The sequence below is a fragment of the Streptomyces sp. NPDC002574 genome, assembly GCF_042889545.1.
GTDB lineage: Bacteria > Actinomycetota > Actinomycetes > Streptomycetales > Streptomycetaceae > Actinacidiphila.
On record NZ_JBIARB010000002.1, the window covers coordinates 216,495 to 238,418 of the forward strand.

Genomic DNA, 21,924 nt, shown 5'->3' on the forward strand with positions numbered 1-21,924 from the left:
TCAGAAGCCTTCCTTCTCCGTGAGCAGCATGAAGCGGTTGCCGTCGGGGTCGGCGAACTGCGCCATGCGTCCCCACGGCTGCTCCTCGGGTCCCTCGACCTCGACCCCGGCGGAACGCAGCCGCACGCAGTCGGCGTCGACGTCGCCGGTCACGAACATGATCCCCCGGGCACTGCCCGGCGTAAAGCCGCCCATGCCGGGTCCGGAGAGGGTGAGCACGGTCTGGGCGCCCTTGGGGGCGACCTGGAGCCAGCGGGCCGGCGGCATCGGGAAGTCGGCGGTGACCTCGAAGCCGAGGGTCCCGGTCCAGAAGCGCAGGGCCGCGTCCTGGTCGGTGACGGGGACGGTGACGAAGGAGGCGTGTGTGATGGTCATGCCGGCGAGCATAGGTAGGAGATTCCCTACCCGTCAAGCGTAGGAATATTCCTACCTGTCCTGCTCCCCGGTGCCCGTGCCACGGACCGCCCGAACACGGGCAGTACCGGGCGCGATGAAGGGAAATCCCCCCGTCATGCCGTCGCGTACGGCTGGTTACCGCCCCGTTAGAATCACCTGATCGGGACGTGAGGCGTCCCCGCGGGGGCGGGGCGGTGGAGAAGGGGCGTGAGGCGCGCGGTGCGCAACGTTGCTGACCCGGATCTCGGAGTGCTGGCCGGGCGCCTGCTGTTCGCCGTCCAGACCGAGCTCTTCTCCCGTCTCCGCGACCTCGGTTTCGACGACCTGAAGCCTCGTCACGGCGCCGTCCTCGCCTACCTCCAGCCGCAGGGCATCCGGGCGACGGAGCTGGCCCGCGTGTCCGGTCAGCACAAGCAGGTGATCGGCACGCTGATCGACGAACTCACCGCGCTGGACTACGTCGAGCGGCAGAGCGACCCCGCGGACCGGCGGGCCAAACTCGTGTGCCCCACCGAGCGCGGCCGCGCCCAGATGGCCGCCGCGGACAAGATCATGGCCGAGATGCAGGAGCGTCACGCGCAGCGCCTCGGCGGGAACGTCTACGCCGAGTTCAAGCGCCTGTTCGTGGACGTGGTGGAGCAGCAGCGCCGCGACGCGAGCACGGTCACCGGCGACCGAGCGACCTGATCCACCTGGTCCACCGCGGGAACGCGGGTCGTCATCCCTGCTGGGCGTACGCGGCCGAGAGCTGGCCGGCGAGTACGGAGAAGGGCATGTCCAGTGCTCCGTACACCTCTCCGGCCGCGGGTGAGGCGTTGTCGGCGAGGATCTCGACCATCAACGTGGCGTAGTCGCTGACGATGACGCCCGCCTGCTGGAGCCGGACGAGCCCGGCTTCGCGCTTGGCGTCGGAGAAGGTGCCGGAGGCGTCGAGCGCGACGTAGGTGTCGTAGCCCTCGGCGGCCGCGGCGATGGCGGGCAGGGTGGCGCACACCTCGAGCGAGATGCCGGTGAAGATCAGCTTCTGGCGGCCGGTCGCCTTGATCCGGTCCCGGACCCGGCTGTCGTGCCAGGCGTTGACCGTGCCGCGGTCGATGACGTCCGTGCCGCCCGGCAGCGCCTTGGCGAGTTCGGGGACGAGCGGGCCCCACACGCCGTCCGCCGCGGTGGTGGTGACCACGGTCGGCAGGCCGAGCACCTGTGCCGCCCTCGCCAGGGAGACCACGTTGTGCTTGAGCTCCAGCAGGTTCGTGTCCCGGACTCCGCTGTAGAGGCCGACCTGGTGGTCGACGAGGACCAGCGCCGCGTTGTCGGTGGTCAGGAACTCGCGGAAGGCGGTGTCGGACATGGCGTACTCACTCTTTTCCAGATGCACACATGGACACCGATCATGACTGTCCATATTAGTGACTAATGCGAACGTAACGCGCCCGCACGGCGGAAGCAAACAGCGGTTTGCGATCGCGCGGACCGCTGCTTAGGGTCACTGGTAAGAAAACTTGATAGTCATCGATACTTACTGCTTGTCTCTGTCGCGAGACGCCGCGTCGTCGGGAGTCCGTTCCATGTCTGTGATCGAGTTGACCACCTTCACCGTCGCGCCGGAGCGGACGTCCGCGATGCTGGCCGCTCGCGGCGGGATGCTCGCCGCCTTCCGCAAGGACCGGAGGGGGTTCGTGGACGCGCGGCTGGTTCGTGTGGCCGACCACACGTGGCTGGACATCGTCGAGTGGGCGGACGCGCAGGCCTACGACGAATCGCGCGTCAAGGGCGGCAACCTGCCGGGGATCGCCGCCTTCTTCGCCACCATCGACACGCTGGTGAGTGCCGAGAGCGGTGTGCGCTACGACGACGCGGAGGACGGCCGGCGCGCGGTGCGCACCATCGCGTACGGTCCGGAGCCCTCGCAGGTCGGAGAGCTGTACCTGCCGGAAGGGGACGGCCCGTTCCCCACGGTCGTCCTGATCCACGGCGGTTGGTGGGCGGCGATGTCCGACCGCGGGCAGGCGACTCCCCTCGCGGAGGACCTGGTCTCGCGGGGGTTCGCGGTGTGGAACATCGAGTACCGGCGGATCGGTGAACCCGGCGGCGGCTGGCCCGGCACCTTCGACGACGTGGCGGCCGCGGTCGACGCGGTGCCGGACCTCGACCCCGCGATCGACGGCGGCCGGGTGCTGGTCGTGGGCCACTCGGCCGGGGGTCAGCTCGCCGCGTGGACCGCGCACCGGTCCACGCTGCCCGACGGCGTCCCCGGCGCCCGTCCGAAGCTCCGGCCGCTGGGCGTCGTGACCCTGGCCGGCGTGCACGACCTCGTGGCGGCCGACGAGGCCCGGCTGGGGAGGGATCTCGCGGAGCAGGACGCCGAACCGCCCGCCGTCGCGCCGTCGCCGTCCGAGCCGGATCCGTGGGCCGGCCTCGCGTCGAAGGCGCACGATGGGATGGTGGCGCTTCTGCTGGGCGGCCGGGCCGCCGAACACCCCGAGCGGTACGCGGTGACGTCCCCGGTGCTGCTGAGGAACGGTGGGGTGCCGATGCTCGTGATCCACGGCACCGCCGACGAGGTGATCCCGTTCGCGTACGGGCGGACGTATGCGGAGACGGCGGCCGCGGGGGACGCGGAGGTCGCCTTCCTGGCATCGCCCGGCGCGGGCCACTTCGACGTCGTGGCGCCGGACGGACACGCGTGGAGCGCGGCGCGGGCGTGGCTGGAGCAGCGGTCGGAGGCGGCGGGCGGGGAGCACACGTCGTGAACGGGTAACGCGTGGGAGTGATCATGTCGGAACGATTCGCCGGGAAGGTCATCCTGATCACCGGGGCCACTTCCGGGGTGGGCCGTGCGACCGCGGAGCGCATCGCCGGCGAGGGCGCGAAGGTCCTCCTGGCGGCCCGCGGCCGGGAGGCCGGCGACGCGCTGTCGGCCGGTATCCGTGCCGCCGGCGGCGAGGCCGCCTTCGTGTCCGGCGACGTGACCGTCGAGGCGGAGGCGGCGGAACTGGTCCGGCAGGCGTTGAGCCGGTACGGCCGGCTCGACGGCGCGTTCAACAACGTGGGCGCCCCGACCGCCGTCCACCCGGTCACCGAGATCGACGGCGAAGCCTGGCGCGCGGACCTGGAGTTGAACCTCAGCAGCGTCTTCTACGGCCTGAAGCACCAGATTCCCGCGCTCCGGGCGAGCGGCGGCGGCGCGATCCTCAACAGCGCCTCCACCTGCGGCGTCGCCGCCTACCCGAACATGGCCTCCTACAACGCCGCCAAGCACGGCGTGATCGGGCTCACCCAGTCGGCGGCGCTGGACACGGCCGCGGCCGGGATCAGGGTCAACGCCCTGATCATCGGCGGCGTGGACACCCCTCTGTCACGCGGGCTGGCGCGGGCCGTACCGGGCGTGACGGAGGAGGAGTCCTGGCGACTGGCCGAGAACATGCATCCACTGGGGCGGATGGGCCGGCCGGAGGAGGTCGCGGCGTTCGCGGCGTTCCTGCTGAGCGATGAGACCGAGTTCATCACCGGGGCCGCGCTCGCGATCGACGGCGGGATGACCGCCCGCCTGTAGCCGGTGGACGCCGTTCAGGACGGGATCCGCACCGCGCCCGGGCCCAGTGCCGGCTCCACCTCGGAGGCGGGCACGTCGTGGCCGCAGGAGCAGCGCAGTTCCACGTGCACGTCGCCGTCGCAGCCGGAGTGGCGCAGCACCACCGGCGGGTTCGCCGGGTCGCCGAGGTGGGTGTCGCCGTACTGCAGCAGCGCCGTCAGCACCCACTGCAGGTCGTGGGCGCTCGGCGTCAGGTGGTACTCGTGGTGCGAGCGCTGTCCGGCCTCCTGGTAGCTGCGGCGCTCCAGCAGGCCCGCCTCGACCAGCTGCTTGAGTCGTTCGGTCAGCGCGCGGCGGGACACGCCGAGGTGGCCGGCGATCTCGTCGAAGCGGTGCAGGCCCGCGAAGACCTCGCGGAGGATCAGCAGCGTCCATCGGTCGCCGACCAGACCCAGGGTCGCGGCGACGCTGCAGTTGCCCAGATCGAGTTCTCGCCACTCCATGGGTTCAGGATAGCGCACAGTTCCTGAATGGAACCTAGCCTTGACGCCTCTGGGTTCCAGATTAAGACTGAGGTGGTCGGTCGCGTCGCGAACCCCTCCCCACCTTCACGGTCGTGACCGGCAGGCGACCGGCCCCCGTCCCTCCGCGCCGCGTCCCGCCCCACCACCTCAGCCCGGACCATGGAGAGAACATGCCGCAGAATCAGGCGATCCTGGATGCCTGCCGTCGTGCCTACACCGGATTCGAGAAGAACGACTCGTCCGACCTGGTGGCCCTGATGTCGCCCGAGGTCGTCTTCCACTTCCCGACGTCCCTGCCCTACGGCGGCACCTTCCGCGGCCGGGACGGGTTCACGGCGTTCTACAAGGACCTGTTCGACCACTACTACGAGTACTTCGACTACGACGCGCACGCCGTGCTCGACGCCGGGACCCATGTGGTCGTCCCCGTCACGGCCAGGGCCAAGGCGAAGAACGGCCGGACCATGGAGAACGAGCACTGCCTGCTGTTCACCGTGGTCGACGGCCTGATCACCGAGGCGCGGCTGTACGCGGACACGGCCAAGGGCCGCGACGTGATCGAAGGACTCCAGGTCTTCCCCTCGGCAGCGTCCTGAACCTCCCGCGCGCCGCTGTTCCGCACCAACCGAAGGAAATCCGCATGACTCTGGGACACCACGCAGTGGGCGGTGGGCCGATCAAGGTCCTTTGGGCGCACTCCTGGCTGGCAGGTCACGAAGGCTACGACGGCTTGTTCCCCCTCCTCGACACCGAGCGGTACTCGTGGGTCTTCCCCGACTTCCGCGGATACGGGCGGTCCGGTGAACTGACGGGGGACTTCTCGGTCCAGGAGATGGGACGGGATCTCATCGACCTCGTCGACACCCTCGGATGGGACGAGTTCCACCTGGTCGGGCACTCCATGGGCGGCCAGGCCGCACAATGGGTCGCCGGGCGGCCGGAACCGCGGTCCCGGCCGGCGAGCCTGACCCTGCTGAGCGCCGTGCCCAGCCGCGGATTCCCCCTCGACGCCGACGGGGCAGCGCTCTTCGGGACGGCCACCGGCGACCCGGAGGCCCGGGCCACGGTGATCTCCGCCGTCACCGGCGGCCGCCTGGGCGCGGGCTTCGTCCGTCACGTCAACGACGTCTCCCACCGCACCGCCGATCCCGCGGCCATGCGCGGCTACCTGCGGACCTGGACCGGGGACGACGCGTCCGGCGAGGCCCTGGGCTATCAGGGACCCGTCCTCGTGCTCACCGGCCGGCACGATCCGGTGCTGACCCAAGCCGTGGCCGAGGGGCAGATCGTCCCCCAGTACACCGACGTACGCAGTGTCGTCATCGACGGCGCGGCCCACCTGCCGCCCATGGAAACGCCCGCCCGCACCGCGGCGCTGATCGAGGGTCATGTCCTCGAGAGTGCCGCGGGTACGTCCGAGAGGCCGCTGACGTGATCATCAACGCCGACGAACTGGACGCGCGGGCCTCGTACAAACTCCTCATCGGGGCCGTGACCCCGCGGGCGATCGGCTGGGTGAGCACGCGGTCGACGTCCGGCGTCGCCAACCTGGCGCCGATCTCGTTCTTCACCGTGGTCAGCCGCAAGCCGCCGATGGTGTCGCTGACCATCCAGCCCCGCTCGGACGGCAGGACCCTCAAGGACACGCTGGTCAACATCCGCGACACCGGCGAGTTCGCCACCAACCTCGTGACGCTTCCCCACGCCCACGAGATGCACCGCAGCGCCGTGGAATTCGACAGCGACCTGGACGAGTTCGAAGAAGTGGGTCTGGTCAAGGAGGCCTGCGAGGTCGTCCGGGCGCCCCGTTTGAAGGACGCCCCCATCGCCCTGGAGTGCACGCTCGACCGCATCATGCCGGTCGGCGACGTGCACGACCACGTCGTCTGGGGCCGGGTCGTCCGGTTCCACATCAGGGACGACCTCTACACCGGCAACGGCCGGATCGACACCGGCGCGATCCCGACGGTCGGCCGCCTCGCCGCCGAGTACACGCTCGCGGACAACGCCTTCGTGACCCCGCTGGCGGCGGACGTGCTGCGCGCCCGGGCGGGCAGGCGCATGATCCGCATCGACGAGCGTCCCGACGGCTGGTCCCCGGTGGACAGCGCCGACTGGTCGCCCTCGGGAGCGACCAAGGCCTGACCGGACCGCATCCCGGACCCCCCCACTACCGAAGGAGCACCCCATGCCCGTCTTCAACGCCCATGTCCCCGCCGGCCGCTTCTCCCCGCAGGACAAGCGCGCACTCGCCGACGCGCTCAACCAGTCGCTCGTGCAGGGACTCGGCATCCCCGAGGGCGACCGCTTCATCATGATCAGTGAGCACGGCGACGGCGAACTGTTCCTGGACCCCACCTTCATGGGCATGCAGCGCAGCAGCGACGCCATGATCATCACCGTCCTCCTCGGGGCGCACCGGCCCCTGGAGGACAAGCGGGCGGTGGCCGCCGCCATCAACAGGCTGGTGGTCGAGGCGGTCGGCGTCTCGCCGGACGACATCTTCATCGCGCTGATCCCCGTACCGAACGAGAGCTTCTCCTTCGGCAGGGGCGAACTCCAGCTCGCGGACGCGACTCCGCGCTGGTGACCCCGCGCGCGGTCGCCGGTGCCCCGTCACCGGCGCCGCGCTGGGCCTGTCATTCGTGGGCGTGTTCGCCGGTGACGAGGTAGACGACGCGGTTGGCCACGGAAACGGCGTGATCGGCGAAGCGTTCGTAGTAGCGGCCGGCGAGCGTGACGTCGACCGCGGTCTCCACGCCGTGCTTCCAGCGCTCGTCCAGCAGGTGCTGGAACAGCGCGCGGTGAAGGGAGTCGATCCGGTCGTCGTCCTGCTCCATGGTCAGGGCCGTGTCGACGTCCCTGGTCACCAGGACCTCGGCGGTCTTGGCCATGAGGTGCTGTGCCAGCCGGCCCATTTCCTGGATGGTGCTGCGCAGGTCGTCCGGGACGGCCTTTTCCGGGGCGCGGAGCTGGGCGAGCTTGGCCACGTGCTTGGCCAGGTCGCCGGAGCGCTCAAGGTCGGCGCTCATACGCAGCGAGGTCACGACGATCCGCAGGTCGGTCGCGACGGGCTGCTGCCGGGCGAGCAGGTCGATGGCCCGGTCCTCCAGCGCGTGTTGCAGGGCGTTGACCTGCTCGTCGCGCGCGATGACGAGCTCGGCGAGGGCCGAGTCGCCCTCCAGCAGCGCCGTCGTCGCCTGTTCCATGGCGGAACCGACCAGCTGGGCCATCTCGACCAGGCTCGTGGCGATGGAATCGAGTTCCTCATGATATGCGTCGCGCATTGCGTCCCCTCCGGTATCGGCTACCTGCCGAGCCCCCGTCGGCGGTCAGCTTTCCACAACCTAGGGGAAAGCACCCTGGTGCCGTGATGGGCAAGGGCGGCGGTGGCGGCCGGGACCTGCTGCTGGTGACGGCACGGCGAGGCCGATGAAAAAAGGCTGTGGACCGCTGTCGATCGGGGCGTGCCCTGTTCGACGTCATGGTGTGCGGCGCTCCGCCGCACGACGAGGCGACAGGATCTGGTCAGGATCTGGTGAGGACGGACGTGGATCAACTGCTGAGAGTCATGAACTTCAATGTCTCGGCTGACGGCATCGGTGCCGGTGCCGGTGAGGACCAGAGTCTGGAGAGGCCGTTCGGTTGTGACGGTGCCGAGCGGCTGTTCGGCTGGGCGGGCGCCACGGCGAGCTGGCCCAATCGCACGGACCCCGGAGGAACCCGGGGCCTGGACGACTACTTCACGCGGGATTTCGCACGCAACATCGGCGCCGAGATCATGGGCCGCAACAAGTTCGGGCCGCAGCGCGGGCCCTGGCACGACCACGAGTGGCGCGGCTGGTGGGGACAAGAGCCGCCGTTCCGCACGCCGGTGTTCGTCATGACCCATCACACGCGTCCCTCGTTCACGCTGGCCGACACCACGTTCCATTTCGTCGAGGGGGATCCGGCGGCGGTCCTGGAACGGGCGCGTGAAGCGGCGCAGGGCAAGGACGTCCGGCTCGGCGGCGGAGTCACCACGATCCGTCAGTTCCTTGACGCCGGCCTTGTCGACTCCCTGCATGTGGCGGTCGCGCCGGTGAGGCTGGGGTCCGGGCTGCGACTGTGGAAGTCTCCGGATGAGCTGCTGGACCGCTTCCATCGGGAGGTCGTGCCCAGCCCGAGCGGCGTGACGCATCACCTGTTCTGGCGCAAGTGACGCCGAGGCCTGCCTGACTCGGGCCTCGACTGCGAGGGCGTCCGTTTCTCGCCGTCGGCGGCCGGCCCGGGGCGGACACGGTCACGCCCCGGGCCGGGTCAGTATCCGATGGCGTGTCGCAGAAGGAGTACCGTGCCGCGACCTGGGCGGGGCTCCGCGTTGAGGACGAGCAGGCGGTTGACGGCGCTGGGCATCCCGTACACCGCTTGGGCGCGTGCGCTCTCCAGCGGGAGGGCGTGCTCCTCGACGCGGCGCAGTGCCGTGCTCAGGTCCGGCACCACCTTCTGCGCACCGACGATCCAGACCGCGTGCGCGGCGCCGCCCGCGTTGGCGGGGACTTGGCTGCCGCTGCCGGAGGCAAGGACGAGGGAGCCGGTCTCGGTGACCGCGGCGACACTGTTGACGACGAATTCGGGGGTGGCGAGCAGCTTCCGGATCTCGTCGGCGCCGGTGGCACGGTCGATGGTCAGGACGCGTGGCCTGATGGCGTCGTAGCGGCCGCTGGTGTTGAGGTCCTCGTCGATGCCGGACAGCCGGAGGGTCTCGCTGGCTCCGGTGAGCACGCTGGAGCCCTCGGGGACCAGGTCGTCGACGCGGCGGCGCGCGGCCGCGGCGTCGTCGAGGATCTCGGCGGCGAATCCGTTGGCGCGCAGCGCGGCGGCTGTCCGCTCCAGTCGCTCGGCCGGTGCGGGGTCGGTGAAGGAGACGGCCTGAGTCGGGTGGGCGGGCGAGTCCTGTGCCGATCGGGGTGCCGTGCCGGCCAGCGGGGAGGTGTCGAGGTACCTGACCTCGTAGACCCGCTCGGCGAACCTCCAGCCCTCCGCGGTGCGCTGGTAGCGGTCGTGGTAGACCGCGTAGTTCAGGCCCTGGCGTCCGTCGAGGGTGCGTGCGAGCTCCTGGATGTAGGCACGGCCGGTCGCCGTGTCCCCGTCGAGCACGATCGTGCCGGGGTGTGTGGTCTGGACGAAGAAGTCCCACTGGCTCTGCAGCCGCTCGCCCCCGGCACGGATCTCCTCCCGGCCGAGCAGTTCGGCGGGGATGTTGGGCATGCGCAGCGCACCGTCCGGCGTGAACAGCGCGGCCAGGCGGGGCCGGTCGCGCATCATGGCCGCGTCGGTGAACTCGCCGCGCAGCGCCTCGATCTCGACGCGGTCAGCGATGGCCTGGAAGTCGTTCATCGGGGTCCTCTCTCCGTCGTGTCGCCGTTCTGACCGGTACGACAACGCGGCCCCGCGGAATGTGAGGCGGCGCGTCGGCCTCACATTCCGGCGCGCTGTTCCGTCGTACCGGGCAGGGGCACAGAAACGAGTGAGGGAGACGGCTGGACCATGACCACCACAGCCGAGCCCGGCGGCCGGCAGAGCGATCCGGGCCTCGGCGCGATCATGAGCGAGCGGCGCCGGCTGATCAATCTCGCCTATCGGCTCCTGGGGTCCCTCGCCGACGCCGAGGACGTCGTGCAGGAGACCTACGCCCGCTGGTACGCCATGTCCGCACGCGAGCAGCAGGCCATCGAGAAACCCGGCGCCTGGCTGATGACGGTGGCGAGCCGCATCTGCCTGAACCTGCTCGGCTCGGCGCGGGCCAGGCGCGAGACGTACGTGGGCGACTGGATCCCCGAACCGGTCCCCGAGCCCACGGAATGGACGACCGGGCGCTCCGGCGCGGGCGGGACCGACCCGGCCGATCGGGTCACTCTCGACGAGTCGGTGACGATGGCCTTCCTGGTCGTCCTCGAGGCGATGACCCCGGCCGAGCGCGTGGCGTTCGTCCTGCACGACGTGTTCCGCTACCCCTTCGGCGAGGTCGCCGAGATCGTCGGCCGCACACCGGCGGCGTGCCGTCAACTGGCCTCGTCCGCCCGCCGTCGCGTCCGCACCGCACGGACCCCGGCGGGTCCGAGTGCCGGGCAGGCCCGCATCGTCAGGCGGTTCAGGAGTGCGTGGGAGGCCAAGGACATCGAGGCCCTGATCGGCCTGCTCGACCCCGACGCGACCGCGACCGCCGACGGCGGCGGGCTGGCCGTCACCCACCTGCACGCGATCGTCGGGGGCGTCCGGATCGCACATGCCTATGCCGAGATCGCCCGAGTGTCGGGCGACCGCACGACGTTCCTGGAGTGCACGGTCAACGGTGTGCCCGGCCTGGTGGCGCGGCAGGACGGCGACATCGCGACGGTGTTCGCCTTCGACATCGCGGGGGACCGGATCAGGCACATCTGGGCGGTGCGGAACCCCGAGAAACTCCGTCCGTGGAGGAATGCCCGAGGAGCGATCCCCGTGCGGACGCCGGGCGGATCGGGAACCGGGGCGAGCCCGCCTGGCCCCGTTCCGCCGGCACCGCGGTGACCTGCGAGGATGAGGTGCTCCGCGGTGGGATGTCGGGCAGCGTCCTGGGTTCCGGCGCCGGCGGGACGTCGCCCCGCCGAGCGTGAAAGGAAGCGGGCGGTGCCGGACAGGTGAAGGTGTGGAATTGAGGCTGGTGCAGGAGCGGTCCCCGGTTCGGGAGGCTCGGTTCGAGGCGTTGCTGGGTGTGGTGGCGGAGCCGCTGCACCGGTATCTGCGGCGGCGGGCGGACGCCGCCGCGATCGACGACGTGTTCGCGGAGACCATGCTGGTGCTGTGGCGCCGGCTGGAGGACGTGCCGGGGATCGACGCGGAGGGTTCCGTCGATCCCGACGAGGCGCTGCCCTGGTGCTACGGCGTCACGAGGGGCTGTCTGGCCAACGCGAGCCGGGCGGAGCGGCGTCGGCTCCGGCTGGTGGAACGGCTGACTCAGGCAGCCGAGCCACCGCGCGAGGAGGAGCCGGACCACCTGGAACTGCATCAAGCGCTGGGCATGCTGGGAGCGCTGGACCGCGAGGTCGTCCGGCTGTGGGCGTGGGAGGGACTGGCGCCGAGCGCGATCGCGCAGGTGACCGGGCTGACCGCCAACGCGGCGAGCATCCGGCTGCACCGGGCCAAGAAGAAGATCGCCGCTCGGCTCGAACGAAAGAATCCCCGGCGGGCCGGACAGAGGACGGATGAAGAAGGGAGCCGAGGGTGAACGACGACGAACTGCTGGCCCGGATGAGGGCCATCGACCCGGCACGGACATCCGAGGCGCCTTCCCCCGATCCCAAGCTTCTTCTGGAGGCCACCGTGACCGCCGACACCCGCGTTTCCCCGCCCACGCCCCCTGCTGCGGGCACGTCCCGCCGACGTTTCCTCCCCGTGGCGGTGGGCGCGGCCCTGCTCGTGGTGGTGGGAGGAATCGCCTGGGGTGTGACCTCGCAGGAGGCCAAGCCGTCGGCTGCGGCGACCCCGTCGGCTCCCGCCCTGACCCTGGCCGTCCCGGACGCGCCTGCCGGGAAGTGCGCCCCCGTGACCGCCGACCTCCTGCGCGGTTTCCACATCGCGTTCGAAGGCACGGCGACCTCGGTCGAGGGCGACCGGGTCGAGCTCCGGGTGGACCGCTGGTACCAGGGCACCGGACCCGCCACCGTCCGGCTCACCAGCGACGCGACCCTGGCCCAGCTCCTCAACGGAGCGGAGTTCGCCGCCGGCCACCACTACCTGGTCACGGCGGATGACGGCCGCGTCAGCCTGTGCGGCGCGACGGCGGAGGCCACCCCGCAGTTGCGGAGCCTGTACGAGCAGGCGTACGCCGGCTGAAAAACGTCTGGTCTCGTGCGCGTGCCGTCGCACCCCCATGAAGCGGGGTGCGACGGCACGCGGCGGAGCGGAGGACGGTCAGAAGTCCAGGCTCCAGTCGTCGAGGTAGCCCGGCACGGCGGCGTTGCCCGGGAACGACGGGGTGTTGTCCTGGACCCGCAGCTTCCATGTGCCGTTGGCGGCCACGGTCGAGGCGTCGACGGTGTAGGTGGCGTGCAGTTCGCTGCCGGTGTCCCAGACGAAGTCCTTCACCAGGAACGCGGTGCCGTCCGGCGCCACCAGCCAGATGATCTGCCCGCCGATCCACCCCTTGTACATGTCCACACTGACCTTGACCGCGGCGGACGCGTTGCCCTGCCGGCCCGTGACGGTGATCGGGGACTCCGTGGTCGCCCATGCCCCGATGTCGTACCGGTCGGGATTGACGAAGTGGTCGCCGCCGGAGGCCAGGACGGTCCACTGCCACGGCACCGGCAGGGTCTCCGCCGCCGAGGTGCGGATCGTGACGACCGTCGCGAAGGTGCCGGCGGTCGTCGGGGTGCCCGTGATCAGGCCCGTCGTGCGGTTGACCGACAGGCCGGTGGGCAGGTTCGCCGCCGAGTACGTCAAGCTGCCCGAACGACTGGTGACCGCCTCGATCTGCCGACTGACAGGGACGCCCATTGCCGAGTTCCGGGTGGACGGCGGCACCACGGCGATGTGGTTGACGAAGCGAGGACCGACGTTCACCGCGGCCCACGCGTTGCCCACCGCCTCGTACGCGTCACTGGACCTGCCGAAGAGGTCCGCGGCGGCCTGAAGGGTGGCCACCCGCGCAGCGGCGTAGTCCGTGGTGCTGGTCATGTAGCGGGTCAGCGCCCGGTACCAGACGTTGGTGGCGTTGTGCAGCCCGAGGCCGGCGACCGGCTTGCCGTCGTAGGTGGGACTGTCGTAGGAAACACCGTTGATCGTCTTCTTGCCGCTGCCCTCGGACAGCAGGTAGAAGAAGTGGTTGGCGACGCCCGAACTGTTGTGGACGTTCAGGTCCTTGGTCTGCGGTGTCCAGTAGTCCTGGGACGTGCCCTTGACCGGGTCTGCGTCCTTGGAGGGCTGGTCCATGTAGCGCAGAGGCCTGCCGGTACCGCGTACGTCGGCGAGCTCGCCCAGTGTGTAGTCGGGGGTGTCCGACGGGTTGTTGGCGTAGAATTCCACGGCCGTGGCCATGATGTCGCTGGTGGCCTCGTTGAGACCCCCCGATTCGCCCTCGTAGATCAGGCCGGCCGTCGCGGCGGTCACGCCGTGGGTCATTTCGTGCGCGGCGATGTCGAGTTCGGTCAGCGGGTGCGCGTTGTCCAGGCCGTCGCCGTACGTCATGCAGAAGCAGCCGTCGTCCCAGAAGGCGTTGGCGTAGTTGCTGCCGTAGTGGACGCGCGAGTACGAGCCGGCACCGTTGTCCGCGATGCCGTTGCGGCCGTACATGTCGTGATAGAAGTCCCAGGTCTTGCGCTGGCCGTAGGCGGCGTCGACGGCGGCCGTCTGGCGGTTCGCGGTGGTGCCGTCGCCCCACTGGTCGTCGGCGTCCGTGACGAGAGTGCCGTTGCCGCCGACGCCGGTCAGGTCGTAGGTGCTGTGGGCGCCGCGCTGCGGGTCCGTCAGCTCGTAGTGGTCGCCGGCGCGGACGGTGCCGATCTGCACGCGGCCGCTGTACTGGCTCTGCCCCGTGCCGGCGTTGATCTGCTCCGCGTGTTGCAGTTCCTCGCCGGTCGCGGCGTCGGTCAGCACCTGGACGTTGCTCGGAGTACCGTCGTCCTGGACGCCGGTGACGACCGACTGCCAGGCGAGCCGCGGCTTGCCCTCGCCTCCGGCCCAGACCACCAGCCGGGGTGCGGCGGTGGCCTTCGCCTCGTGGTCCCGCTCCTCCTCGACGGAGGCCAGCGCCGACTTCCTCGCCAGCGCGGCCGGCACGGAGGCCACCGACGTGGGGAGCGATATCCTGCCGGTCGGTTCCGTGGTGGTCCGCGTGGCGCCTTGCTGGTGCACCACCAGGTCGCCACCGATGACGGGGAGTCCGTGGTACGTGCGCTCGTAGCGGGTGTGCACGGTGCCGTCGGCGTCCTTGACTACGTCCTTCGGCAGCAGCTTCTCGCCGCTGCCGAGCCGCAGCGCGTGTGCGGTGTCGGCGCTCGTGTCCGCGGCCTCGTCCAGTAGTTCGGCGTGTTGCGCGGTGGAGAGCCGCAGGGGCGCGGCGCCGGCCCGGGCCGACGCGGATATCCGGGGCGGCGCGGGCTGGTGCGCGGCGTCGTGTGCCGCCCGGGGCGCGGCGACCGCGCCGGCGGCCGGGAGGACGGTGACGAGGGCGGCGGCCAGGGCGACCGTCGCGGCGACGGCGGCCGTGCGGTGCCGAGTGAGCGCGATCCGTGGCGAAGTGGCGCCCGTGACAGGGGGGTTGTGCGTCACTGGTGCAGCTCCTTGAGTCCGGCCGGGTGCAGCCGGGGGAGGGGGTGACGGGAGGCGACGGTGCCTCCGTGGCGAAGTCGCACGCTGCGAATGTGCGTACGACCAGGGGATCGTTTCAGCCACCCAATCCACCGTCCACAGTTCGGAGATCATTGTCCGAAAAGCGGTGAGGGGTTCACGGCTCGGCCACCGCCCCCAGGTCGTGCCACTTGCGGCTTCATGTCGCCGTAACAGGGAGGGGTGCGGTCGCGATGGCGAGTTTCGGCCGGCCGCGACCGTTCTGTTGGTGTCGGTATCCCGACAGCTGTCGTAGAAGCGACAGCAGTTGTGTGGACACGGCGCCTGTCCTGGGCGATGCGTCGCCTTGGGCGGTGGAACCTGATGCTGATACCTGTCGCGGTTGAGTAGTCGTACTCATGCGTTCGCGTGCCGGGTCTTGCGACTCTGGGCGTATGACAGACGTCCCCGTTCCCGTCCGGCCTGCCCGACCGGTGGCGCCGAATGCCGCTTTGATCCTTGTGTGTGCGGCGTTGGTGCTTTCCGGAATTCATCCGCGTGAACGCGGCACGTGGATTCTGGAGACTTTCTGGGTCATGATCGGGCTGCCGCTGGCGGTCGTCCTGCGGCGCCGGTTCCCGCTGACCGGACTGCTTTGCGCCCTTCTGGCGCTGCACGCCGTCGTCCTGTCCGTCGGCGGTCACTACACCTACGCCCAGGTGCCGTTGGGTGAGTGGTTGCGCGACGGCCTGGACCTGTCGCGCAACCCGTTCGACCGGATCGGCCACTTGATGCAGGGCTTCGTGCCCGCCGTGCTGGTCCGCGAGATTCTCGTCCGCACCTCTCCGCTCCGCGGCAGCCGGTGGCTCGCGCCGCTCACCGTCTGCGCCTGCATGGCGTTCAGCGCGTTCTTCGAGCTGCTCGAGTGGTGGGCCTCGTTGATCGGTGGCGACGCCGCGGACGCTTTCCTTGCCACCCAGGGGGACGTCTGGGACACCCAGTGGGACATGTTCTGCGCCCTCATCGGCGCCGTGCTGTCGCTACTCCTGCTCAGCGGGGTGCACGACCGCCAATTGGACGGTCTCGCAGTGCGCGAGGTCCGGGCGCACGGGCCGGGGAGCACGTAGGGCCCTCGCCCTGCACCGTTCCGGAAGCATCCGGTGACGGCTCCGCGCACTCCCCTTTGCGCCCCGGCATGATCAGCCCAGGCCTTCATCACGGAACAGCATGAGGGGAGTGGGCGACTTCTCGGCCATCTCCGTGTTCGCCTGCGTCTGCCTGCCGGGCTCCTCCACTCGGCGATGCCTCGGAGGTCGCTCAGTCGAGGCAGAACTCGTTGCCCTCGATGTCCTGCATGACGATGCACGCGTCATTGCCCTCGTACAGCAGTCGCGTGCGGACCGCGCCGAGCGGGATCAGTCGTGCGCATTCGGCCTCGAGCGCGGCCAGGCGCTCTTCGCGCGCGAGTCCGGTGGCGACCCTCACGTCGAGGTGCCCCCGATTCTCGGCGACCTTCCCTTCGGGGACGCGCTGAAAGTACAGTCGTGGGCCCACGCCCGTGGGATCCCCGCAGGCGAACCATGAACCCCGATCCTCGGGGGCCCGGGAGCGGTGGAACTCGTCCCATGTGGCGAACCCCGACGGTGGCGGCGGCACTTGGTACCCCAGCACCTCGCACCAGAAGCGAGCGAGTCGCTCGGGTTCCGCACAGTCGAAGGTGACTTGGAACTGCTTGACCGAAGGCGTCGGCGCACCCTACCAGGGGGTGTTTCGCTCGATTCCTGAGGCTGATCAGCAGGTTTCCGGGAGGACCGCCCCCGCTGGCAGCCACTCGCCGGTACCCTGCGCTTGTAGCTCGGACCTGGGGCGAAGCGCAACTCAGGGCGCCGGTCGACGCGCGACGGCTGGTGGGGGAGCTGCGGTTCGACGACGGCGCTCGCTACCGGGCCGACGGCCTCGACTACTGGTTCCGATGGCGTCCCAGCGGGTGACGCCGCCATGGATCATGAGCTGTTGTGCGGGCAACCGGTGATCGCTTGGCGGCTTCGGGCGCTGGTGTACTGCCCGCCCTTTGGCCGGCAAGCCCATCGGAGCCGGGCAGGATGGGACTGTGACTGGCTATTGGAATCCGCTACCCACGGCTCGACAGGTGATGGAGAGCCTCGGGGAGCATGCGGAGGAACTCTTCACGGGCGCGTGGGAACAACGGAACTGGCGTAATGTTCCAGGCCCTTTCTATGCCGGTGAAACCGACAGCATGGCCACTGGCCGGCTGGACGCTCCCGGTCATATCGCCTATGACGACGATCTGGGCCGCGGCTTCGGCTTCGAGTTCATCTATCGCCAACCGGTGGACGAGCACGAGACCGCGGCCGTGATCCGCGGTTGCAGGATGGAGTTGTACCGTGGGTACAACTGGGACGGTGACGAACATTGGACGGTGGACTCCGTCCGTGACTGGTGGCGGGACCGAGTCCGCGTGCGGGAATGGGCTGCTGCCATAGCCGCCGACTGGGGTGCGAACACCCATCCTCACTGGGGTTTCAACTCCGACCCGCGCTACCTCGGCCACTATCACGACGCCGCTCAGGGGCATCGGGACTTCATCGCCTACATCGATGACGGTCTGGAGACCTACCTGCGCGGCTACCTCTTCTGGCTGGAGCAGCGCCGAGAGGCCCGCGACGACGAAGCGCTTCCCCACTTGTAGGAGGGCGGCGAAAGGACGATGGTTGGGTGACACGCCCGCCGAACGGACGCACGTCGAGGGGACTTTCCGCTCGAACTTCGGACTTCCGGGGCCAAGGCTGCTGCCTTCGCCGTCTCCCTGGCGCCTGAGGGGCGACCGTTCGCGCCCGTGCCTCGTCCCGCAGCCGGCCTGTCGACGGCTTCGCCGGGTGGTCCTGGGCTTCGCGGGTTCCTCTGGGTCGATTTCGTCTTCTTCGGATCCTGCAGAGCCGCGGTCACCGCCCTGTTCCGTAGGTGTTAAATCCTCGGAATCCCGCGGCACGGGGAAATGCGGGAATTGGCCCGGGGGGCCCGGCGGCGCGACATCACGCTCGGCCCGGGGATGTTCTGAGTGGTCAAGTGCCGTTGTGGCCTGGGTTGTCCAGTATTCGGCTGACGCATGTTACGGCCATGGAAGTTATTAGTTCAAGGGCTTTACATTTCCTCTCCGGGGATGGTCGGATGCGGACCATGGTCAACTCTGGAGGCAATGTGCGAGTTCCTTTTGCCCGAAGATCCGCGGCGTCGGTTGCCGCGGTTCTCGCCGTCACCCTGGCCACCCCCGGGGTGGCCTACGGCGTTGCCCCGGTCCTGCCTGCCGCCGCCGGGTCCTCGGCCGGGACGGGCGGCGCTCAGCGTCCGCCGGTCACGGTGACGTTGATCACCGGGGACAGGGTGACGGTGACTCAGAGTGCGGGCGGGCGTGCCCCCGTGCTCGATGTCGAGCGTGCGCCGGGCGCCCGGGGGTCGGTGCGTGTGGTCGGCGAGGGCGGCGACACATTCGTGTACCCCGACGAGGCCATGGCGTACATCGCGACCGGCCGGCTGGACAAGCAGCTCTTCAACGTCACGCGGCTGGTGGCCCAGGGCTACGACGACGCCCACGCCGGTGCGCTGCCCCTGATCATCACCCACGCCGATGTCGCGTCCGCCCGCACGAGCGGTACCTCCGACGACGCACTGCCGGGGGCGAAGACCACCCTGACCCTTCCCTCCGTCCACGGAGCGGCCGTTCGCGCCCAACGGTCGAAGGCCGCCGCGTTCTGGTCCGCCCTCACCGGCACCGGCTCCGGCTCCGGCTCGGGAGGGCAGGACGAGAAAGCCCTGAGGCCGACCGCGCGGACCGCTGAGCCCGCGCCGTCCTTCGCCGCCGGTGTGGACACGGTGTGGCTGGACGGCAAGGCGGAGGCGGACCTGGCCGACAGCACCGCCCAGGTGGGCGCTCCCGCGGCCTGGGCCGCGGGCGGTACCGGCGCCGGGGTACGGGTCGCGGTGCTGGACTCGGGGGTGGACGCCACCCACCCGGATCTGGTCGACCGTCTTGTGGCGTCCCGAAGTTTCGTCCCGGGTGACGGCGTGCTCGACCGGAACGGCCACGGCACCCACACCGCCTCCACCGTCGCCGGGACCGGCGCGGCCTCCGACGGCAAGGAGCGCGGTGTCGCTCCCGGCGCGGAGCTGATCGTGGGCAAGGTCCTCGGTGACAACGGCTCGGGTGCGATATCCGGGATCATCGCGGGCATGGAGTGGGCGGCGCGGACCGAGCACGCCAAGGTGATCAACATGAGCCTGGGCACGCCGGCATGGCACACCCAGGACGATCCGCTGAGCCAGGCGGTGAACCGGCTGAGCGCCGAGACGGGCGCGCTGTTCGTCATCGCCGCGGGCAACAGCGGCAACAGCCCCTACAGCGTGAGCGCGCCGGGAACCGCGGACGCCGCGCTCACCGTCGGCGCGGTGGACGCCTCCGACCACCTCGCCGACTTCTCCAGCGCCGGACCCCGCCTGAACGACGACGCCCTCAAGCCCGACCTGACGGCCCCCGGCGTGGACGTACTGGCGGCGCGTTCCCAGTACATGAACGACGGTGGTGAGGGCTACTACCGCTCCGACAGCGGCACTTCCATGGCGGCGCCGCATGTCGCCGGTGCGGCCGTCCTGCTGGCCCAGAAGCACCCGGCGTGGACCGGGCAGCAGATCAAGGACGCGCTGATGAGCACCAGCGCGCCGACCCCCGACTACAGCCCCTACCAGGCAGGCACCGGCCGGCTGGACGTGGCCGCGGCGTACCTGCGGGACCAGGTCGTCGCGACCGGATCGGTGGACGCCGGACTCGTCGCCTGGTCGCCCGGCAAGCAGCCGCAGCCGGTCACGCGGCAGATCACCTACACCAACACCACCGACCGCCCCGTCACGTTGCGGCTCTCGACCGACCGAGGCACCTCGCCCGCGGGCGTGTTCACCCTCGCCGCCGACCGCGTGACGGTCCCGGCGCGCGGATCCTCGACGGTCGGCCTCGTGGCGGACCCGAAGGGGCTGGCCGCCGGCCAGTACGCCGCCCAGGTCACCGCGCGTTCGTCGGCCGGTGCCGTGCACACGGCCGTGGGCCTGTCCGTCGAGTCCGAGAAGTACGCCCTGACCGTCCACCTCAAGGACCGGTCGGGCAAGCCCGTCAGCGGCGAGGTGGAGATCACCGGCGCCGACGGGAGGACGACCGTCCTGTGGGTCCCGGACGGCACGCTCACCAGCCGCTGGGCCCCCGGCTCCTACACGGTCGTCTCGACGCTGGACGTGGAGGGGAAGCACGGCCCGCACTCCCTGGGATTCGCGGTGCTGACCGTTCCCGAGCTCGACCTGAAGGCCGACCGGACCGTCGAACTCGACGCGTCGCGCATACGCCAGGTCAAGGTGGCCACCCCCGAGCCCACGTCCGTCACCACCAGCAGGATCGACCTGTTCCGCTCCTTCACCTCGAACAAGCCGGCCCCGGCCGACTCGCAGGCCCTGCACGAGATCCTGCTGCCCTCCGCCGCCTACGACAGCCTGTGGGCCCTGCCGACCCAGGGCAAGGTGAAGAAGGGCAGCTTTGTCTTCACCACCCGGATCCGGGCCGAGCAGACCCCGCTGAGGATCACCTACGGCGGCCGCAGTCTCGACGACACGCTGCTGGTGCAGCCGGGATCCCGCCCGTTCCGGGACGGCACCGCGCACGTCGACGCCGTCTTCGCCGGCGACGGCACGCCCGCCGACTACGCCGGACTGTCCGCGCGCGGCAAGGCCGTGGTCGTCCGCGGCAGCGCGGCGGTGGCGCCCACCGACCAGGCCGCCGCGGCGCGTGCCGCGGGCGCGGCGATGCTCCTGGTGGCCGGCGCGGGCGACGGCCGGGGGAGCGACTGGTACGGCGACCCGGACGGTACGACGACCGGTCCGCTCCCGGTCGCCTCGCTCACCACGGACGAGGGCGAAGCCCTGATCAAGAGGATCAGGTCAGCGGGAAGGGCCGGGACGAGACTGGCCGTCGAGGCCCATCCCTCGCCCAAGTACCTGTACGACCTGGCCGACTACCACCAGGGAGGTGTGCCGGAGGACCCCTCGGCGGCCACGGATCCGGGCAGCCTCGCACGCATCGAGAACGACTTCGCCCCGCCCGCCGGCAAGCAGGTCGTCGAGAGCCGGGAGGACAGCCCGTCGTACGAGTACTGGCCGGCCGCCTACCCGTACGCGGTGTACGGGTCGGTGCGGGTCCCGCCGTTCCCCAGGGAGCCCGTGGCCCCGGGGCACCGTACCGACTGGGTCTCCGCCGGAGACGGCGTCAAGTGGCAGCAGTACGCGACCGTCGACGGCTGGTCGACCTTCACCGACATCGTGGGCTACCGGCCGGGCAGCGTGCACAACGAGCGCTGGTTCGGCCCCGTCATCCGGCCGCGGATGCTCGGCTTCGAGGTCCCGCACCGGGTCGGCAACGCCATGGGCGGAATGATCGCCGGGTTCGGCGACGGGGGATCGGCCCACAGCGGCGACACCGGCATGATGTCGCGGAGCTTCGCGCTCTACCAGGGGGACCGGCTGCTGGCGCAGAACGGGCCACGCCCCGATTTCGGGGTGGGCGACCTGGCACCGGAGAAGCTCCCGTACCGGCTCGTCGCGGACACGCAGGGGAACACCGACTTCACCCCCTACTCCACCGCGACGCACACCGAGTGGACCTTCCTCTCCGGCAACGCCGACGACCAGGCGCTGCCGTTGGCCCAACTCGACTACGGCACGGACGTGGACCTCGCGGGACGGGCGAAGCGCACGTCGGCCTTCTCCGTCACGCCCGCCGTCGCCGGCAGTGACGCGGCCAAGGACGCGATCTCCTCGGTCAGGCTCGAAGTGTCCTACGACGACGGAAAGTCCTGGCGCCCGCAGGAGATGAAGGAGATCAAGGGCACCTGGCAGACGCTGCTGCACGCGCCGGCCCGCGCGGATTACGTGTCCGTCCGGGTCACCGCCGAGCAGCGCAACGGCGGCGGCATCACCCAGACCGTCACCCGGGCCTTCGGCCTGAAGTGACCCCCCCGAGGGGGGGGGGGGGGGGGGCCCCCCCCGGGGGGGGGGGGCGCCCCCCCCCCCCGCCCCCGGGGGCGGGGGGGGGGGGGGGCGGGCGGGGGGGGGGGGGCGGCCGGCGCGGCCCCG

20 protein-coding genes and 1 pseudogene are annotated in these 21,924 nt (G+C 70.6%); 14 read left to right on the top strand and 7 right to left on the bottom strand.

Features of this window, described 5'->3' with window-relative positions:
* Window positions 1–375, bottom strand: coding sequence for a VOC family protein (locus tag ACFYXS_RS04855; RefSeq protein ID WP_389243906.1), 375 nt, complete (start codon window positions 373–375; stop codon window positions 1–3).
* Between the two features lie 240 nt (window positions 376–615).
* On the opposite strand from ACFYXS_RS04855, the gene ACFYXS_RS04860 reads away from it, so the two are divergent.
* A complete protein-coding gene (locus tag ACFYXS_RS04860; RefSeq protein WP_389243908.1) occupies window positions 616–1,083 on the top strand; it encodes a MarR family winged helix-turn-helix transcriptional regulator in 468 nt (155 codons plus the stop codon).
* A 31-nt stretch (window positions 1,084–1,114) separates the two neighbouring features.
* On the opposite strand, the gene ACFYXS_RS04865 is transcribed toward ACFYXS_RS04860, so the two are convergent.
* Window positions 1,115–1,744, bottom strand: coding sequence for an isochorismatase family protein (locus ACFYXS_RS04865; protein WP_389243910.1), 630 nt, complete (start codon window positions 1,742–1,744; stop codon window positions 1,115–1,117).
* A 217-nt stretch (window positions 1,745–1,961) separates the two neighbouring features.
* On the opposite strand from ACFYXS_RS04865, the gene ACFYXS_RS04870 reads away from it, so the two are divergent.
* Together ACFYXS_RS04870 and ACFYXS_RS04875 are read left to right on the top strand one after the other, a co-directional pair.
* Window positions 1,962–3,146, top strand: coding sequence for an alpha/beta hydrolase family protein (locus tag ACFYXS_RS04870; protein ID WP_389243912.1), 1,185 nt, complete (start codon window positions 1,962–1,964; stop codon window positions 3,144–3,146).
* Window positions 3,147–3,169: 23 nt separating this feature from the next.
* Window positions 3,170–3,949, top strand: a complete 780-nt coding sequence (locus ACFYXS_RS04875) for an SDR family NAD(P)-dependent oxidoreductase (RefSeq protein WP_389243914.1) — start codon at window positions 3,170–3,172, stop codon at window positions 3,947–3,949.
* Window positions 3,950–3,963: 14 nt separating this feature from the next.
* Here ACFYXS_RS04875 and ACFYXS_RS04880 read toward each other — a convergent pair whose 3' ends face one another.
* The gene (locus ACFYXS_RS04880) at window positions 3,964–4,431 is read right to left on the bottom strand and encodes a winged helix-turn-helix transcriptional regulator (protein ID WP_389243916.1); all 468 of its coding nucleotides are present in this window, start codon (window positions 4,429–4,431) and stop codon (window positions 3,964–3,966) included.
* A 191-nt stretch (window positions 4,432–4,622) separates the two neighbouring features.
* Between ACFYXS_RS04880 and ACFYXS_RS04885 the strand changes: the two genes are divergently transcribed.
* Genes ACFYXS_RS04885 through ACFYXS_RS04900 form a run of 4 tightly spaced genes read left to right on the top strand, consistent with a single transcriptional unit; the run spans window position 4,623 to window position 7,042 of the window.
* On the top strand, window positions 4,623–5,048 hold the full coding sequence (locus ACFYXS_RS04885; RefSeq protein ID WP_389243918.1) for a nuclear transport factor 2 family protein: 426 nt from the start codon (window positions 4,623–4,625) through the stop codon (window positions 5,046–5,048).
* 44 nt (window positions 5,049–5,092) lie between these two features.
* On the top strand, window positions 5,093–5,887 hold the full coding sequence (locus tag ACFYXS_RS04890; protein WP_389243920.1) for an alpha/beta fold hydrolase: 795 nt from the start codon (window positions 5,093–5,095) through the stop codon (window positions 5,885–5,887).
* Window positions 5,884–6,597, top strand: a complete 714-nt coding sequence (locus tag ACFYXS_RS04895; RefSeq protein ID WP_389243923.1) for a flavin reductase family protein — start codon at window positions 5,884–5,886, stop codon at window positions 6,595–6,597. The genes ACFYXS_RS04890 and ACFYXS_RS04895 overlap by 4 nt, the downstream gene beginning before the upstream one ends.
* Before the next feature lie 43 nt (window positions 6,598–6,640).
* Window positions 6,641–7,042 carry a tautomerase family protein gene (locus ACFYXS_RS04900; RefSeq protein WP_389243925.1) on the top strand — a complete coding sequence of 134 codons (402 nt, stop codon included), beginning with the start codon at window positions 6,641–6,643 and terminating at the stop codon, window positions 7,040–7,042.
* Window positions 7,043–7,091: 49 nt separating this feature from the next.
* Here the strand turns inward: ACFYXS_RS04900 and phoU are convergent, their stop codons facing one another.
* Entirely contained in the window at window positions 7,092–7,739 is a 648-nt protein-coding gene (gene phoU / locus ACFYXS_RS04905) for a phosphate signaling complex protein PhoU (RefSeq protein ID WP_389243927.1), read from the bottom strand.
* A 263-nt stretch (window positions 7,740–8,002) separates the two neighbouring features.
* On the opposite strand from phoU, the gene ACFYXS_RS04910 reads away from it, so the two are divergent.
* On the top strand, window positions 8,003–8,653 hold the full coding sequence (locus tag ACFYXS_RS04910; protein WP_389243929.1) for a dihydrofolate reductase family protein: 651 nt from the start codon (window positions 8,003–8,005) through the stop codon (window positions 8,651–8,653).
* A 98-nt stretch (window positions 8,654–8,751) separates the two neighbouring features.
* Here ACFYXS_RS04910 and ACFYXS_RS04915 read toward each other — a convergent pair whose 3' ends face one another.
* Entirely contained in the window at window positions 8,752–9,831 is a 1,080-nt protein-coding gene (locus ACFYXS_RS04915) for an LUD domain-containing protein (protein ID WP_389243931.1), read from the bottom strand.
* A 150-nt stretch (window positions 9,832–9,981) separates the two neighbouring features.
* On the opposite strand from ACFYXS_RS04915, the gene sigJ reads away from it, so the two are divergent.
* The 3 genes from sigJ to ACFYXS_RS04930 all read left to right on the top strand — a co-directional run bounded on the left by sigJ (window position 9,982) and on the right by ACFYXS_RS04930 (window position 12,306).
* Window positions 9,982–11,001, top strand: a complete 1,020-nt coding sequence (gene sigJ / locus ACFYXS_RS04920; protein WP_389243933.1) for an RNA polymerase sigma factor SigJ — start codon at window positions 9,982–9,984, stop codon at window positions 10,999–11,001.
* Window positions 11,002–11,119: 118 nt separating this feature from the next.
* Window positions 11,120–11,698: an RNA polymerase sigma factor gene (locus ACFYXS_RS04925; RefSeq protein ID WP_389243935.1), complete on the top strand. Its 579-nt coding sequence runs from the start codon at window positions 11,120–11,122 to the stop codon at window positions 11,696–11,698.
* Window positions 11,695–12,306 carry a hypothetical protein gene (locus ACFYXS_RS04930; protein WP_389243937.1) on the top strand — a complete coding sequence of 204 codons (612 nt, stop codon included), beginning with the start codon at window positions 11,695–11,697 and terminating at the stop codon, window positions 12,304–12,306. The genes ACFYXS_RS04925 and ACFYXS_RS04930 overlap by 4 nt, the downstream gene beginning before the upstream one ends.
* 78 nt (window positions 12,307–12,384) lie before the next feature.
* On the opposite strand, the gene ACFYXS_RS04935 is transcribed toward ACFYXS_RS04930, so the two are convergent.
* A complete protein-coding gene (locus ACFYXS_RS04935) occupies window positions 12,385–14,742 on the bottom strand; it encodes a M4 family metallopeptidase (RefSeq protein WP_389243939.1) in 2,358 nt (785 codons plus the stop codon).
* A 452-nt stretch (window positions 14,743–15,194) separates the two neighbouring features.
* Between ACFYXS_RS04935 and ACFYXS_RS04940 the strand changes: the two genes are divergently transcribed.
* A complete protein-coding gene (locus ACFYXS_RS04940; RefSeq protein ID WP_389243941.1) occupies window positions 15,195–15,866 on the top strand; it encodes a DUF2238 domain-containing protein in 672 nt (223 codons plus the stop codon).
* A 190-nt stretch (window positions 15,867–16,056) separates the two neighbouring features.
* On the opposite strand, the pseudogene ACFYXS_RS04945 reads toward ACFYXS_RS04940, so the two are convergent.
* Window positions 16,057–16,479: pseudogene (locus ACFYXS_RS04945) on the bottom strand (VOC family protein); the annotation flags it as partial.
* Between the two features lie 409 nt (window positions 16,480–16,888).
* Between ACFYXS_RS04945 and ACFYXS_RS04950 the strand changes: the two are divergent.
* Window positions 16,889–17,449 (top strand): hypothetical protein, encoded by a 561-nt coding sequence (locus ACFYXS_RS04950; RefSeq protein ID WP_389243943.1) that lies wholly within the window; start codon window positions 16,889–16,891, stop codon window positions 17,447–17,449.
* Window positions 17,450–18,147: 698 nt separating this feature from the next.
* The gene (locus tag ACFYXS_RS04955; RefSeq protein WP_389243945.1) at window positions 18,148–21,801 is read left to right on the top strand and encodes a S8 family serine peptidase; all 3,654 of its coding nucleotides are present in this window, start codon (window positions 18,148–18,150) and stop codon (window positions 21,799–21,801) included.
* Window positions 21,802–21,924: the final 123 nt, after the last annotated feature.